Source organism: Streptomyces sp. NBC_00076, assembly GCF_045041235.1.
Taxonomy (GTDB): Bacteria; Actinomycetota; Actinomycetes; order Streptomycetales; family Streptomycetaceae; genus Streptomyces.
Genome location: NZ_CP108242.1, coordinates 451815 through 466087 on the forward strand (window position 1 = coordinate 451815; position 14273 = coordinate 466087).

Annotated in this window: 14 protein-coding genes; 2 read left to right on the forward strand and 12 right to left on the reverse strand. The window is 71.1% G+C overall.

Translation table 11 applies throughout. The annotated features are described in order from the left end of the window. Positions 1–5 precede the first annotated feature (5 nt). The gene (locus tag OHA64_RS02245) at positions 6–659 is read left to right on the forward strand and encodes a hypothetical protein (protein WP_405606993.1); all 654 of its coding nucleotides are present in this window, start codon (positions 6–8) and stop codon (positions 657–659) included. 228 nt (positions 660–887) lie between these two features. On the opposite strand, the gene OHA64_RS02250 is transcribed toward OHA64_RS02245, so the two are convergent. The 10 genes from OHA64_RS02250 to OHA64_RS02295 form a co-directional block, all read right to left on the reverse strand. After that, positions 888–1580 (reverse strand): HAD family hydrolase, encoded by a 693-nt coding sequence (locus OHA64_RS02250; RefSeq protein WP_405606996.1) that lies wholly within the window; start codon positions 1578–1580, stop codon positions 888–890. Positions 1581–1767: 187 nt separating this feature from the next. Continuing rightward, complete coding sequence (locus OHA64_RS02255) at positions 1768–2985, reverse strand: hypothetical protein (RefSeq protein ID WP_405606999.1); 1218 nt, start codon at positions 2983–2985, stop codon at positions 1768–1770. Positions 2986–3143: 158 nt separating this feature from the next. Then, a complete protein-coding gene (locus OHA64_RS02260; RefSeq protein ID WP_405607002.1) occupies positions 3144–3965 on the reverse strand; it encodes an IclR family transcriptional regulator in 822 nt (273 codons plus the stop codon). Then, entirely contained in the window at positions 3962–4699 is a 738-nt protein-coding gene (locus tag OHA64_RS02265) for an MBL fold metallo-hydrolase (protein WP_405607005.1), read from the reverse strand. Before OHA64_RS02265 ends, OHA64_RS02260 begins: the two co-directional genes overlap by 4 nt. After that, positions 4690–6099: a M20 family metallopeptidase gene (locus OHA64_RS02270; RefSeq protein WP_405607008.1), complete on the reverse strand. Its 1410-nt coding sequence runs from the start codon at positions 6097–6099 to the stop codon at positions 4690–4692. Before OHA64_RS02270 ends, OHA64_RS02265 begins: the two co-directional genes overlap by 10 nt. Then, positions 6096–7106, reverse strand: a complete 1011-nt coding sequence (locus OHA64_RS02275; RefSeq protein ID WP_405607011.1) for an ABC transporter permease — start codon at positions 7104–7106, stop codon at positions 6096–6098. The genes OHA64_RS02270 and OHA64_RS02275 overlap by 4 nt, the downstream gene beginning before the upstream one ends. Continuing rightward, complete coding sequence (locus tag OHA64_RS02280; RefSeq protein WP_405607014.1) at positions 7103–8056, reverse strand: ABC transporter permease; 954 nt, start codon at positions 8054–8056, stop codon at positions 7103–7105. Before OHA64_RS02280 ends, OHA64_RS02275 begins: the two co-directional genes overlap by 4 nt. Next, a complete protein-coding gene (locus OHA64_RS02285) occupies positions 8049–9818 on the reverse strand; it encodes a sugar ABC transporter ATP-binding protein (protein WP_405607017.1) in 1770 nt (589 codons plus the stop codon). The genes OHA64_RS02280 and OHA64_RS02285 overlap by 8 nt, the downstream gene beginning before the upstream one ends. Positions 9819–9831: 13 nt before the next feature. Further along, a complete protein-coding gene (locus OHA64_RS02290; protein WP_405607020.1) occupies positions 9832–10899 on the reverse strand; it encodes an ABC transporter substrate-binding protein in 1068 nt (355 codons plus the stop codon). A gap of 454 nt (positions 10900–11353) precedes the next feature. Beyond that, a complete protein-coding gene (locus tag OHA64_RS02295) occupies positions 11354–11815 on the reverse strand; it encodes a pyridoxamine 5'-phosphate oxidase family protein (protein ID WP_405607023.1) in 462 nt (153 codons plus the stop codon). Between the two features lie 103 nt (positions 11816–11918). On the opposite strand from OHA64_RS02295, the gene OHA64_RS02300 reads away from it, so the two are divergent. Further along, positions 11919–12113: a hypothetical protein gene (locus tag OHA64_RS02300; protein WP_405607026.1), complete on the forward strand. Its 195-nt coding sequence runs from the start codon at positions 11919–11921 to the stop codon at positions 12111–12113. A gap of 118 nt (positions 12114–12231) precedes the next feature. Here OHA64_RS02300 and OHA64_RS02305 read toward each other — a convergent pair whose 3' ends face one another. Then, positions 12232–13485 (reverse strand): ATP-binding protein, encoded by a 1254-nt coding sequence (locus OHA64_RS02305; RefSeq protein ID WP_405607029.1) that lies wholly within the window; start codon positions 13483–13485, stop codon positions 12232–12234. 1 nt (position 13486) lies between these two features. Beyond that, entirely contained in the window at positions 13487–14263 is a 777-nt protein-coding gene (gene cseB / locus OHA64_RS02310; protein ID WP_405607032.1) for a two-component system response regulator CseB, read from the reverse strand. Between the last annotated feature and the right edge of the window lie 10 nt (positions 14264–14273).

The following is a 14273-nucleotide window of genomic DNA, read 5'->3' on the forward strand; positions in this document are numbered from 1 at the left end:
GAGGCATGCTCAAGGAGTGGCGGCATCGCCGGGCTGTGCAACGGGTCAAGCCCGGGGACGGGCGAGAGTTGAAGCGTTTCCGCTGGTGGCAGATGCTTACCCGCGCGCTGTTCCATCTTCGGCTGACGACCGACGACGGCCGACAGACGGTCTACGCCGTCGACGTCAGGCATCAGAATCAGTCGGAGGGCTACGTCAAGGCCCACCTGTACCTCGATGGAAGGCATCACGCCGAGTCCAGAGTCCCTGCCGTCTTCCCCGTCCAGGGCGGCACCGTCGAGGTAAAGTCCAGCGCCTTCGGGCTCAAGCGCTGCCACTACGTCACCACCGAGGGGGCCGAGCACCAACTCATCCCGGACCCCGCCTCCGCCGAGGGGCGCCGCGCGCGCCTCGACCGCACGCACCCCGCACTGAGCCGCTGTACGGGTTTCCTTTCGTCGATCGTGCTCGTCATCGGCCTGGTTCTCCTGATCCTTCAGCTCGCCGAACAGGTCACCCGGGCGCCGGAGGGCGTCGCCCAGTACGTCGGGACGTTCACCTCGCCCATTGATCTGTCGGCATGGGGCAACGTCGTGGTCGGGCTCGTCACCGTGGCGGCCAGCACGGAGCGGGCGCTGCGACTGCGCTACAACTGGCTGCTCGACGGCGGGGCGGGCTGACCCCGCTTGTTCGGACCGGCCATTGTGAGAGTCATTCCGTCGCTCACGGTCGCGGGCGGGGAGACCGGACACATCATGTCGAACAGGAAGCGTCACCCTCCGGAACAGGCCGTCCGCAAGCTCGGGCAGGCTGACGGGATGCTCAAGACTCACCGAATGAAATGAGCTCATAGTGGATTGCGGTGGGATCTCGCCCGTCGGCTCGCCGTCGACGACCTGCTCGGCCCCTCACGGGCCGACAGAGCTCGAGGCTGGGCCTCGCCCACGCCAAGGCTCGCCCAGCAGAAAGCTGATCGCCGCAGCCGCGTCCGCGACGGTGTGATCTGCTTCCGGTTCGCCGGACGGCCAAGCATGTTGACCTGCGATCCATACGGTCCGCAGACCGGCAGCGCGCCCGCCTGCGATGTCATGCCCGGGGTTGTCGCCGACCATCCACCCGCCCCCGGTGAGATCGCTCCCGCACCGTTCGGCGGCCAGTTCGAAGATCCGGACGTCCGGCTTGCGGATGCCGACCTCGCCGGAGACACAGCAAGCGTCCACGTGCTCACCCAGCCTCGTGCGATCGATCTTCGCCAGTTGGTTGTCAGCCATCCCATTGCTGACGATCCCCACCCGCCAACCCGACGCCCGCATCCGTGAAAGTCCCTGAAGAACCTCCGGGTGGCACTGGACCAGTTCCGGCATGCGCGAGCGGTATCCGCCCCACAGATCGTCAGCAGACTCTGCCAGCTCGAAGCGTTGCCGAACCGCGCAGAAAAACTGATCACGGGGCCCGACTCCCCGTGCATCAGCAGCAATCAGCCATTGGGGCGCCTCCTCCCCGAGCTCCCGCTCTGCCGCGAACTCCCTGGCCCACGCGACGAACGCAAGCTGCCGATCAACAAGAGTGTTGTCCAGATCGAAGAGCACCAACCGCTGCATGGACAACGACCGTAACCCTCCGCACCGCCACAGCATCGCGCCACCCACCACGAAGCCCCCACCAAGAGCAACGAACCGGCCGTGAAAGGCTCATACATCCGCAGACCTCCGATGCGCCGAAGGTGCCTCCGCGCCCACGTTCGCGGCTCATCGAGCGCTGACTACCGCATAGGGATCCCGGAGGGAGTCACAGTCCTTTCAGCGCCGCGGGGATGCGGTCCAGCACGGGGAACGGGACCAGGCCGTAGTGGTAGAAGTCCACCGCGTCCGCCCCGCCGGGGCCGGTAGCCGCCGACGTCTTCTCGGCCAGGTTGTCGGCCGAGAAGGTGTCCGGGGCTCCCGGGCGCAGTACGGTCCGCAGGACGCAGTCGTCCGGCAGGACGGCACGGTAGGCGGCGGTGTCGGACGCGACCCGGGCGGGATCGCGGGCGTAGGCGAGCAGGGCGTAGCCGGGGACGACGGCGCCGACGGCCGCCGGGTCGACGCCGAACCGCCAGGCGTCGTCGGCCGCGAGGGCACCCGTGGGCAGGCCGTCGGCGTACCCCTTGGCGGCGCCGGTCAGGTCCAGGAAGACCAGACGCGAGCCCTCGCTCGCCACGGCGTCGGCCACCGTCGCGGCGAGCGAGGTGACGGTGTCGCGGCGGGTACGTGTGTACGCGGCCACCCGCTCCGGCAGCTCGTCGAGGCTCAACGGGCCGGGCAGATGCTCAGCCCCGTCGAGTACTCGTGCGGTCAGCCGTACGGCGTCGGCGCGGGCCCCGGCTGCGTCCGCGCCCTGCTCCTCCGCCCGCCGCGCACAGTGGGGGCAGAAGCACAGCCCCAGCAGGAACTCCTCCACCGGGCCGAGCGGGACGAAACTGCGCTCGTGGTGGTAGCCGTGGCCGAAGGCGCCGTAGTGGAGGGACTCGGCGACCACCGCGTCCACGCCCTGGCGTGCCACCGAGCGGGCCAGCGCCACGGCGTACGCCCGAACGTCCGGGTGGGCGGGGCACAGGTCGGCGGGAGCGGCCCGGTCGCCGAAGCAGTTCTCCTGGGTGACCTCGGGGTGGGTGAGGCCGAGGGTGGTGTTGTGCAGGAACACCGTCCAGCCGTGCAGGGCGCCACCCCGTTCCGCCGTGCGCAGGCGCACCTCGCGCAGGGTCTCCCTCTCGGCCCCGGCCTGCACCGGCGGAGTCAGGCGCCCGTCGGCGAACAGATCGGCCGGGGGCGGGAAATGGATGCCGTCCCGGCGCAGGGTGACCCGCGCGGGTCCGTGCGGGGTGACGTCACGGGCGCGGTGATAGGCGGCGGCGACGGTGAGGGTGTCGCAACCGTAGGCGCCGAGGACCCGGTCGAGGACCGGGCCCACGCCCTCCGCGCGCAGGTCTTCCACGAAGGCGTAGAGGCTGTGGACGCTGGTCTGCATGCTGCTCGCTGCTCCTGTGACGCTAGGGGTTGTTCCGCGGTGTCGAGGCGGTGGTCAAGGCCCTCGAAATCGGTGGTCGAAGCGGTGGTCAAGGCGGTCGAAGGCGGTGGCCCTGCTGACTGGAGGAGAAGGCATGGGGAGGCATGGGGGCCCCGCCCTCAGTCGGTGGCGCTCCGGCGCGGATTCCCGTCCCTCGTCCGGGAGGACCCGAGGGCGTGGGAGATGTCCAGGCCCGTGCGGACGACCACGGGGCCGACCTCACGGACCCGGGCGGGGGTCATCCGCGTGGTGAGGCTGGAGACGCTGAGCGCGCCGACCACGGCGTCGGTGTGGTCGAAGACGGGCGCGGCCACGCACCGCACCTCGGGTTCGTTCTCGCGGTCGTCGATCGCGTAGCCCGTCCGCCGGACCCGGTCGAGTTCGGCGCGCAGCCTTTCGGGGTTGGTGATCGTGTGCGCCGTGACCGGTGCCATCCCCGCGGCCACGACGACCCGGAACGCCTCCTCGTCCAGCCAGGCGAGGATGGCCTTGCCGGTGGCGGTGCGGTAGGCGGGAACGCGGCTGCCGATACGGGAGCCCATGCGGACGTTGGTCTCGTTCTCGACCTTGTCGATGTAGACGACGTCCGGAGGTTCGTACACCACCAGGTGGCAGGTCTCCCCCACCGCGTGCTGGAGCAGCCGCAGCGGTTCCGCGGCGGCGGTCCGCAGATCGAGAGAGGACAGGTAGGCCTGGCCGAGCCGCAGGGTGCCGTGACCGAGCCGGAACCAGCCTGTCTCCCGGTCGCGGATCAGCAGGTCGGCCTCGATCAGTGGAGTGGCGAGCCGCAGCACGGTGCTCTTGTTGACGTCGAGATCCTCCGCGATCCGGGTCAGTGACACGCCCCGCCCTGTCCCGGCGTGGTCGCGGACGTACTCCAGCACGGTCAGGGCCCGGCGCAGGGACGAGGACTGGTTGCGGCGGGCCGGTGGTGCGGTCATGTCGTACTCCTCGGCAGCAGGCCGCGGGCGACGGTGTCTCGGGCGGCGGCCAGATGCCGCCCGGCCCGGGCAAGTGATACCTCGTGGTGGCCGGGGAACAGCGCGTCGATGTCGAGCGCGGCGAGCAGGGTCAGACTGGCCGCGTACTCCGGCACCCGGCAGTCATGCAGATTCTGCAGGGAGACACGCCCTCCGGTGAAGACGCAGTCGCCTGAGAAGAGCGCCTGATAGGCCGGGGTGATGAGGTGGTAGCAGGTGTGGCCGTCGGCGTGGCCGGGTGTGGCGAGGGCCCGGACGACGACTCCGCCGCCCAGGTCGATCTCCGTGCCGTCGGCGACGGGCTCGACGCTGGGGCAGGGTGGGAAGGTGTAGTCGGCCGGGTAGACACCGGCGGCCCTCCCCCTGTCCACGCTGAGGCCCTGCTCGTCGCCGTCGGCGATCCAGCGCACGGCCGCCGGTCCGGCGAGTACCCGTAGCCCGGGCAACCGTTCGGCGAGAGCGGCGGCCCCGCCCGCGTGGTCGGCGTGGCCGTGCGTGAGCAGGAGGTGGTCAGGGCGGGCACCCGCGGCGGCGGACGTGCGCAGGATGGTGTGCGCGGAGCGGCCGGCGCCCGCGTCCACCAGCACGCTGCCCCGGCTTCCGCTGACCAGGTAGACGTGGCAGTCCAGCGGATCGGTGAGATCGAAGCCGGCCGCTCCGCTGGCGACGAGGGTGACGTGGTCGGTCAGTCGCACGGCGACTCCTCGGGTACGGCGGGAGCCGATCCCGGTACGGCTGTCCCACCGGGCGCGGGGCCCGGGGGCCCTTGATCCTCCGGCCCACGGGGAGTCCGTACGGCCATCCCACCGGGCCCGGGGTCCGCGGACCCGTGGCCCTCCGGCCCGCGGGAAGTCCGTACGGCCGTCGAGCCGGCCGCGGCCTCGCATGACCGCTCCCCCTCGCATGACCGCTCCCCCTCACGCCCCCGCCCACCTCCCGAGGCTCTCCCACCGAGGGCGTTCTCGGCGGACCGCCCCTCGATCCCCCGGACCGCCGCCACCACGATCGACGCGGCCAGTGTCACCTCCGCCAACTCCACGGACTCGGCCGCGGCGTGGGCGTCCCGCACCGAGCCGGGGCCGAACACCACCGACGGAATGCCGGAGCGGGCCAGCTTGCTGGCGTCCGTGCCGAAGGGCATGCCCTGGACGTCGGACGGGCGGCCGTGCGCGGCCAGGGCCCGGCACAGGGCGTCGACGACGGGTGTGCCGGGCGGGGTGTCCAGGGCCGGGTCGACGGTGAACGGAGGATCCAACTCGGCGCCCAGTCCGGCCAGTTCGGCCCGGTCCCGCTGCCAGACGGCCTCCGGGTCCTCCCCGGGAAGCGTGCGGCGGTCGACGTCCGCCTCGCAGCTGCCGGGGATGGTGTTGGGTCCGGTGCCGCCCCGGACGCGCGTGACCGAGCGGGTGGCAGGGCCCAGGAGGGGGTGGGGCGCGACGTCCGGGGGTACGGCGGCGAGGTGGGCGAGGACGGGGGCCATCAGGGAGACGGCGTTCACGGCCTCCTCCGGACGTGAGCTGTGTCCTGCCCGGCCGGTGGTGCGCACGGTGTAGCGCACGACGCCCTTGTGCGCGACGGCCGGGGCCAGCCCGGTGGGCTCGCCGACGATCGCGCCGACGACCCGGCGGTCCGCGAGGACGTCCAGCAGCCGCAGGACGCCCCGGTACGCGTGCTCCTCGTCGCAGACCCCGGCCAGGACGACCGTGTGCGGCGGCGGCTCCCCGCGCGCGAGTTCGGCGGCGGCCAGCATGAACGCGGCCAGCGGACCCTTGGCGTCGCAGGCCCCGCGCCCGAACAGGCGGCCGCCGCGTACCTCGCCGTCGAACGGGGAGACCGTCATGCCGTCCGTCTCCACCGTGTCGAGGTGCGACTCCAGCAGTACCGCCGCCGGATCCCGGCCCGGTACGACGGCCACGACACCGCACCGCCCCGGCAGCACCTCGTGCAACTCGGCCGCCACGCCGTGCCGTGCGAGCCAGTCGCGCACGTACCCGGCGACCGCCGTCTCGCCGCCGTCGCCCGGCCCGCCACGGGGGTTCACACTGGGGATCCGTACGAGGTCACGGAGCAGCGGCAGCGCCTCCAAGGACGTCATGTACGGCGCTCCCTCGCGTAGACCAGCAACAGGCCGATGATCAGCACGCCGAGGAAGACCTGGCGCACCCCCTCGGAGAGGTTCCAGGACGTCAGCAGCGCGGTCAGCAGGGTGAGCAGCAGGGCGCCGCCGACCGTGCCGAGGAGGTGGCCGCGGCCGCCGAGGATGGAGGTGCCGCCCAGCACGACGGAGGCGATGGACAGCAGTTGGTACGGGTTGCCCATGGTCAGCGAGCTGGTGCCGGTGAAGCCGAGGAGCACGAGACCCGCGACTCCGGCGAGCAGGGCGCAGGAGACGTACGCCGTGAACGCCGTCGCGGCCAACGGCACCCCCGAGGCCCGGGCCGCGCTCTCTCCGGCGCCGAGGGCGAAGGCGTACCGGCCGGTGCGCGCCAGGTGCAGCAGCCAGCCGGCGACTGCTGTGACCGTCAGCCACAGCACGAACGCCCAGGGAACGCCGAGCACCCGCCCGTTGGCGAGCGAGTCCAGCAATGGCACACGCGCCGAGCTGGGCGAACCGTCGGTGTAGACGAGCAGGGCGCCGGCGAGGACGGTGCCGGTGGCGAGGGTCATCACCATCGGCGGCACCCGCAGCCACACCACCCCAGCCGCGTTCACAGCGCCGACGAGGGCACTCAGCAGCAGCGCCACGACGACGGCCGTGGTGGCTCCGCCACTCGTACCGGAGGCGACCTTGGCGCACACGACCGCGGACAGGCCGACGACACCGGACACCGACAGGTCGATGCCGCTCATGATGACGACCAGAGTCTGGCCGACCGCGACGATGCCCAGGAAGGACGCGGTCTGCACCAGGTAACGGACGTTGGAGACGCTGTCGAAGCCGTCGGCGAAGAGGATCGCCGCCAGCCAGGTGACCCCGAGCACCCCGAAGGCCCACGCGGGCCGACTGCCGCGCAGCATCGCCACCACTTCGGCGCCGGTCGTACGGTGGGTGGCCAAACGGCCGCCGGTCATACCGTCGCTGGTCATACGGTCGCTGGTCATACGGTCGCCTCCCTCGTGACGTAGGTCTTCAGTGCGAGCGCGACCACGAGGATCACGCCCTGCACGATGAGCTGGTAGAAGGGCGAGATCCCGGTGAACAGCAGCAGGTTGGTGAGCAGGCCGATGAGCAGCGCGCCCAGGACGGTGCCGCGCATCCGGCCGACCCCGCCGAAGAAGCTGATGCCGCCGAGGACGCAGGCGGCGATGGAGTTGAGCGTGTACGGCGTGCCGATGGTGGGGTCCGCCGAGCCGGTCTGGATCGCGAGCCCGATCCCCGCGAGGCCGGTGAACACGCCCGCCAGCGCGTATCCGCCGATCTTCACTCCACGGGTGTGCAGGCCGCTGGCGTAGGCGCCGTGCTCGTTGCCGCCGACGGCGTAGAGGGCGAGTCCGTGCCGGGTGGTGCGCACCAGCTTCCAGCCCGCGAGTACGACGGTGATCGCCACCACGGGCAGGGCGACCCCGTACCAGCCGTTGTTGTAGGCCTCCACCAGTCCGGCCGGAACGTGCCCGCCGGGCTGCGGCAGGACGACCAGGGTGACGCCACTCCACAGGAAGGACGCGGCGAGCGTCACGACGATCGGGGGCAGTCCGGCGTACGCCACGAGGGCGCCGTTCACCGCTCCGGCCGCGCCGGCCACACCGAGGGCGAGGACGGCCGCGGTCACGACACCGCCCGCGCCCTGCGCCTCGTATGTCGCGAACACGGCCATGGCGAGCCCGAGGACGGCCCCCAGGGAGAGGTCGATCCCGCCGAGCAGCATCACGGTCGTCTGCCCGGCGGCGGCCAGGATCAGTGGCAGGAACTGTGCGGACAGGATGGTGACGGATGCGGGGGTGAAAAGGGTGGAGTCGTAGTGCTGGTAGGCGACGAGCAGCACCAGCAGGAGGGCAACCAGCCAGACGAGGTCGGTGTTGCTCCGCGTGAGTGAGGTGATCCGTTCACGCATGGGCCACGCTCGGTCCATCGGGGTTGACGGTCGCCCCGGCCGCACCCGCGGCACCGGCTGTGTCGGGTGAGCCGGCGGCACCGGCTACGTCGGCGGTGTCGAGTGAACCGGCGGCACCGGCCGTGTCGGCCACATCGGCCGTTTCGGCAACTCCGGCCGAGGTGCCCAGCACCGACGCCCTGACCAGGCGTTCCTCCGTGAGGTCCGGCCCGGTGAGGCGGTCGACGACCCTCCCCTCGTAGAGCACCGCGACCTCGTCGCACAGGCCGACCAGTTCCATGGTGTCTCCGGAGGTGATCAGTACCGCCAGTCCGTCGTCGGCCAGGCGGCGCAGCAGATGGTAGATCTCGCGTTTGGTGCCGATGTCGATGCCCCGGGTCGGTTCGGCGAGCAGGAGGACGAGGGGCCCGGTCGGCAGCCATTTGGCCAGGGCCACCTTCTGCTGGTTGCCGCCGGACAGTCGGCGGACCTCCTGCGCCGGGGATGCGGCCTTGACCCGCAGCCGGTCGATCAGCTCGCCGACCAGCCCGGCCTCGGCCGCGCGCGAGACGGTGGTGAGGCGGCGGGCCGGGGCGAGGACGCGCAGGCTGGGCAGGGCGAGGTTGTCACGGACGCTGCGCGCGGTGTGGACGCCCTCGGTCTTGCGGTCCTCCGGAACGTACGCGATGCGGTGCCGGATCGCCTCACGGGGCGAGGTGACCCGTACCGGTCGCTCATCGAAGGTGACCTGTCCGGTGTGCCGAGCCAGGCCGAACAGTGCCCGCAACACCTCGCGCTGCCCCTGCCCCTGAAGCCCGCCGAGGCCCAGGATGCGGCCCGGTACGAGGTCCAGGTCGACGTCGGAGCAGGCACGGGGGACGGTCAGGCCCCGTACCCGGACCCGTGGCTCGGGTGCGGGCGCCGACGCCTGGTCACCGTTCATCGCGTGCGCCGCGTCCACCACGTTCACCGCGTCAACGGCGTTCGCCGTGTTCGCCGCCTTGACCTTCACCCTCTCCTTCGTCTTCGCCTTCGACGGGAACAGATCCGACAGTTCGCGCCCGATCATCAGTCGTACGACGGCATCGTGGTCGGTGCGCTCGCGCTCCCGGGTCGCCGTCACGGCGCCGTCCTTCAGGACCGTCAACCGGTCGCTGATCGCGAAGAGTTCGGCCATGCGGTGGCTGACGAAGATCGCCGAGCCGCCCCGGTCACGCAGGTCGCGCACGACGCGGAAGACGGCGCCCACCTGGTCCTCGTCGAGCGCTGAGGTGGCCTCGTCGAGGATCAGCAGGCGCGGCTCGCCCGCCAGCGCCTTCGCCAGCTCGACCAGTTGCTGGCGGCCGAGCGGCAGCCGCCCGGCCGGGGTGCGCGGGTCGACGTCCAGGCCGACCCGCTCCAGGAGCGGCCGGGCCCGCGCGGTGAGGTCGCGGGCCCGGACCAGACCACGCCGACTGGGCCAGGCGCCGAGGAAGACGTTCTCCGCGACGCTCTGGTGCGGGTTGAGGCTCAGCTCCTGGTGGACGGAGCCGATCCCGGCTGCCCGGGCGTGGTGCGGAGACCACGTCCTGGGCACGGGCGCCCCGTCGTGGACGACTCGGCCGGAGTCGGGCGCGAGCAATCCGGTGACGAGGGAGAGCACGGTGGACTTGCCGGCCCCGTTCTCACCGACGAGCGCCAGCACCTCGCCGGGCTCGACCGTGAAGCTCACCTCCTTGAGCACCTGGTTCCCCGCGAACGACTTCGACACCTGTTCCACGCTCAGCAGCGGAGCCGTGGTCATCTGGTCCCCCGCCTCACTTGCCGATGAGCTTGTCGATCTCGGCCTGTGGCAGGTCCGTGATCGGGTACGAGTCGTCCGGCTGGTCGGTCTTGACGTAGGCGGAGAGGTTGTCGTCGGTGATCTCGGGCAGCGGGACGGTGACATCCTGCGGCACGGACACGCCCTCCCGTGCGGCGACCGCCGCCTCCAGGGCGATGACGCTCAGGTAGTTGGGCTGGGCGGTGGAGAAGGAGGAGAAACCGTTCTTCTTCTCAGCCTGCCACTGCTTCAAGAAGCCGTTGTAGTTCTCCCCGGTGATGGGGACGAGCTTCTTGTCCTGCTTGACCAGCGTCTGCAGCGCGGCGGCCGACAGGGCGCCGCCCTGCGAGAAGACACCGTCGATGTCAGGGTGCGCGGAGTAGGCGGAGGCGAAGGCCTGGGCGGCCGGGGCGAGGTTGTACTCGCTGTGCACATTGCTGACGATCTTGATGCCCGGGTACTTCTTGAAGACCGCCGCGGCCCCCGCCCAACGGTCCTCGCTGACCGCGACGCCCGCCGGCCCGTTCATCGCGATGATGCTGCCCTTGCCGTTGAGCTTCTTCGCCAGCCAGGTGGCCGTCATCGAGCCCCACTTCTTCTGGTCCGTGCCGACCCGGATCACCTTCGTCGTGGTGGGCAGGGAGTCGAACGCGACGACAGTGATGCCGGCCGCCTCGGCCTGTTCCAGCGCGGGGTTGAGGGCGGTGGAGGAGCCGGCGTCGACGAGGATCACGTCGTACTTCTGCTGGATCATGGCGCGGATCTGCGAGATCTGCTGCGAGGTGTCACCGTTGGCGTTGAAGGTCTTGAACGACGACACCTTGCCCGCCGACTTCAACTTGCTGACGTCGCTCTCCAGCATCTTCAGCGTCTGCTGCATCCACGACGGGGTCAGGTAGATGGTCGACCAGCCGACCTTGAGACTCTTGGCCGCGGCGGGAGACGCACTGGCGCCGCTGTCGGCGGTATCGCTACCGGACTGAACGTCGCAAGCCGTGACTGCGACCAGCGCGCACAGTGAAGCCGCCACTGCCACCGCACCTCGTACCGAACGTACGTTCATCAAAGCTCCTCGGTTCCCTCGAAAGAAACCCGGGCCATGCACTGCCCGGGGAGACGGCGAATCAGTGGGGGGAAAAGGGGGCTTTGGCCCTACCCGCGCCGGAACGACACCGTTCCAGGTGGTGGGGTGCTCCTTGCCCGATGAGGACCGGCCTGTTGAGAGGGGAACGTAAGAGCAGCGCAGGGTCGCGCACCACATCTGCACCACGGAATTTCGCATTGCACAACACGGCTGCTGGCAGGGCCGCCCGCGCGGCATGCGGTGCGCGCTTCGACCAGGTTCTTCAACGAGCCGACCGGCACCCGGCCGTCACCACCAACTCCCAGACAGAGGAGCCCTTTTACGGGCGATCCCTCGTGGCCGCGGGGTGAACCGCCCGGTCTCCCTTGCCGGCGAATGAGTATTCCAGCTGTAGATCGTGATCCGAGAGGGGCCCGTCGGCGAAGGGCGGCCGCTACTCCAGCCACATCCCGTCGCGCATGATGACTCTCCCGCGCAGTTCCGGCTCGCCGCGCCAAGCGCGCACAGTCCTCGGGACCACGCGTACATAAAGAAAGGGCTCCTCCTCCGCGCGTGGGTCCCATCCGAACTTGTCGGCGAACGCCTCCGCCGCGCCTCCGGGCACCTCCTGGTCCGGGAAGCACTCCGCCTCACCCTGGAGGAGCACCACGTCGAAGGTGTCCGGTAGCGCCAGGCGCACGCGCGGCTCTTCGCGGACGTTCCGCGCGGTCACGGAAGTGGCGCTGGTGCACATCCACACCGCTCGCCCATCCCACAAGAACCACAGCGGCACCTGGTGCGGCCCGTGATCAGGGTGAGCCGTCGACACCCACACATCCCGCTCCGTAGCGAGCCGCTCCAGAGCGTCGCGCATACGCTCCGCCGTCCGGCGACGGACGATTCCCCTGCTCTCCATGAGGACCGACCCTAGCCAGCAGGCGTGGAGAGCGCCTGAGGCGCAGGACCTACTCCCAGCGACCGATGAACCCCATGCCATTCTCGGCACCTCCGACCGACGCGTGGCCACCCGCCCGTCCGATCTGGCTGTCTCGCTCGCCGCGCAGGAGGCGAGCGTCCACCTGACGGCAAAGTGGACCGGGGAGACCACCCCGCACGGCATGCGGCATCTGCTGTGCCGCGCCTTGGGCCTGACCATGCGCCGGGTGATCTTTCGGCTCGGCGACTCGACCCAGCTTCCGGCCCGGCTTTGGTGACGGTGGGCTGGTGTGCGGCGACCTCGGTGAACTGCTCACGGCCTCTTGGGCCCGATGGCCTGACCTTCCCTCACGACGTCTACCGCAGCAGCCGTCATCACGGCGTTCCGTGAGGCGCTCAGTCGGTGGCCGGGAGGCGAAGCGTGACGACGGCCCCGCCGTCGGGCGCATTGGCGAAGGACAGCGACGCCCCGATGACCTGGGCCTGGCCGAGCGCGATGGTCAGCCCGAGGCCGTGGCCCCGGCCGCGTTCCGACGCCCCGGTGCGGAACCGGCTGGGCCCGTCGGCGAGCAGTTCGTGGGGGAAGCCCGGGCCGTGGTCCCGCACCGTCACACAAGTCCCCGCCACCTCGACCTCGACGGGCGCGCGACCATGCCGGTGGGCGTTGACGACCAGGTTGGCGACGATCCTGTCAAGCCGGCGCGGGTCGGTCTCGGCGGACAGGGCACCGGCCGTGGTGAGCTGCGTCTGCAGCCCGGTGCGGACCAGCGACTCACTGACCGCCTCGGCGAGCGGAACGGGCCCGAGGTCGGCCCGCTCGGCGCCCGCGTCGAGCCGGGAGATCTCCAGCAGGTTCTCCACCAGGGCCCGCAGCACCGCCACCCGGTCCCTGACCAGTTCCGTGGCCTCCCCCTCGGGAAGCAGCCCGCTCGCGGTGACCAGACCCATCAGCGGGGTACGCAATTCGTGGGCGACGTCGGCGGTGAAGCGCTGCTCGGCCAGCAGCCGCCCGAGCAGACTGTCGGCCATCGAATCGACGGTGGCGGAGATCTCGGCGATCTCGTCACTGCCGCCGCCGGCCGAGGTCCTGGCGGCCAGGTCACCGGACGCGATCCGGCGTGCGGTCCGCGCCACCCTCCGCAGCCTGCGGTTGGGCAGCTCCGCGGCGAGCGCCGACAGCGGTACGACGACGGCCAGCGCGACCAGGGAGTACTTCCACATGTGCCGGTCCAGGGCGCGCCGGGTGAGCAGGTCGGGCGTCATGTCGACCTCCACCGCCACGGGGCTGCCTCGGTACGTCCGTGCCGCCCACATCGAGGGGTGGTCCCCGGGGCCCTCACCGTCGTACCAGGTGGCATACCCGTCCCTCAGACCCTGCGGGCCCCGGAGTCGCCGCAGCAGCTCGACGGGCATGGCCTCGGGCGACAGCCGAAGCGAGTCGGGCGGGGTGGTGTCCCGCTCGTAATCCTGCAGGTCCCGGGACAGCTGCGTCACGGCCTTGGACCCGCCGTCGTTCAGCGACCGGGCCAGGGTGCTGCGGTGGACCAGCACCCCGACGGTCAGCGCGATGGCGCAGCAGGACATGGCGACAAGCGCAGCGATCTTCCAGCGCAGCGAACGCCAGTTCAGCAGGTCGCGCAGAACATCCACGTCAGCGCCGCAACTTGTAGCCGAAGCCGCGGACGGTCTGGATCCGCTCGGCTCCGATCTTCCTGCGCAGCCGCTGGACGCACAGGTCGACCACGCGGCTGTCGCCGTCCCAGCCGTAGTCCCACACGTTGCGCAGCAGCATGTGCCGGTCCAGAACGACGCCGGGGTTCGCGGCGAACTCCAGCAGGAGCCGCAGCTCGGTGGGGGCCAGCGCAACCGGTTCGCCCGCCAGGAACACGTCGAGACCGGCGGTGTCGATGGTCAGGTCGCCGAAAACCAGCGGGGCGCGTTCGCCCGGGCGACCGGAATCCTCCGGCGGCGCCGCACCGCCCATCGGTTCGGTCGGGGGGTGGTGTGGCATGGCCGGGGCGGCGGGGTTGAAGGTCGCCCGCCGCAGCAGCGCGCGGATCCGGGCCACCAGCACGGCGGTGTCGACGGGTTTGACCACGTAGTCGTCGGCACCCGCCTCCAGGCCGGAGACCACGTCCAGGGCGTCACCGCGCGCGGACATCATCAGGATCGGGTCCATGCTGGTCTCCCTGACTCGGCGGCACAGCCCGATGCCGTCGAGGGCGGGCAGCATCACGTCCAGCAGCAGTAGGTCGTGGCCACCTTCCCGGAACAGTTCGAGTCCGGTCAGGCCGTCACCGGCGGAGGTGACACGGTAGCCGTAGCGCTCCAGCGCCAAGGTGACCGATCTGCGGATCACTTCGTCGTCCTCCACGAGCAGGATCGCCACGGGCACCAGGGCGGGTCCCCCGGCCACTGGAACCGACATCTCTCCCCAT

Bases quoted from the DNA above. Each gene is read 5' to 3' on its own strand.
- OHA64_RS02255 (WP_405606999.1), bottom strand. From the start codon at position 2,985: ATGCAGACCAGCGTCCACAGCCTCTACGCCTTCGTGGAAGACCTGCGC.
- OHA64_RS02280 (WP_405607014.1), bottom strand. From the start codon at position 8,056: ATGCGTGAACGGATCACCTCACTCACGCGGAGCAACACCGACCTCGTC.
- OHA64_RS02285 (WP_405607017.1), bottom strand. From the start codon at position 9,818: ATGACCACGGCTCCGCTGCTGAGCGTGGAACAGGTGTCGAAGTCGTTC.
- OHA64_RS02295 (WP_405607023.1), bottom strand. From the start codon at position 11,815: ATGGAGAGCAGGGGAATCGTCCGTCGCCGGACGGCGGAGCGTATGCGC.
- OHA64_RS02250 (WP_405606996.1), bottom strand. From the start codon at position 1,580: ATGCAGCGGTTGGTGCTCTTCGATCTGGACAACACTCTTGTTGATCGG.
- OHA64_RS02275 (WP_405607011.1), bottom strand. From the start codon at position 7,106: ATGACCAGCGACCGTATGACCAGCGACGGTATGACCGGCGGCCGTTTG.
- OHA64_RS02290 (WP_405607020.1), bottom strand. From the start codon at position 10,899: ATGAACGTACGTTCGGTACGAGGTGCGGTGGCAGTGGCGGCTTCACTG.
- OHA64_RS02260 (WP_405607002.1), bottom strand. From the start codon at position 3,965: ATGACCGCACCACCGGCCCGCCGCAACCAGTCCTCGTCCCTGCGCCGG.
- OHA64_RS02245 (WP_405606993.1), top strand. From the start codon at position 6: ATGCTCAAGGAGTGGCGGCATCGCCGGGCTGTGCAACGGGTCAAGCCC.
- OHA64_RS02270 (WP_405607008.1), bottom strand. From the start codon at position 6,099: ATGACGTCCTTGGAGGCGCTGCCGCTGCTCCGTGACCTCGTACGGATC.
- cseB (WP_405607032.1), bottom strand. From the start codon at position 14,263: ATGTCGGTTCCAGTGGCCGGGGGACCCGCCCTGGTGCCCGTGGCGATC.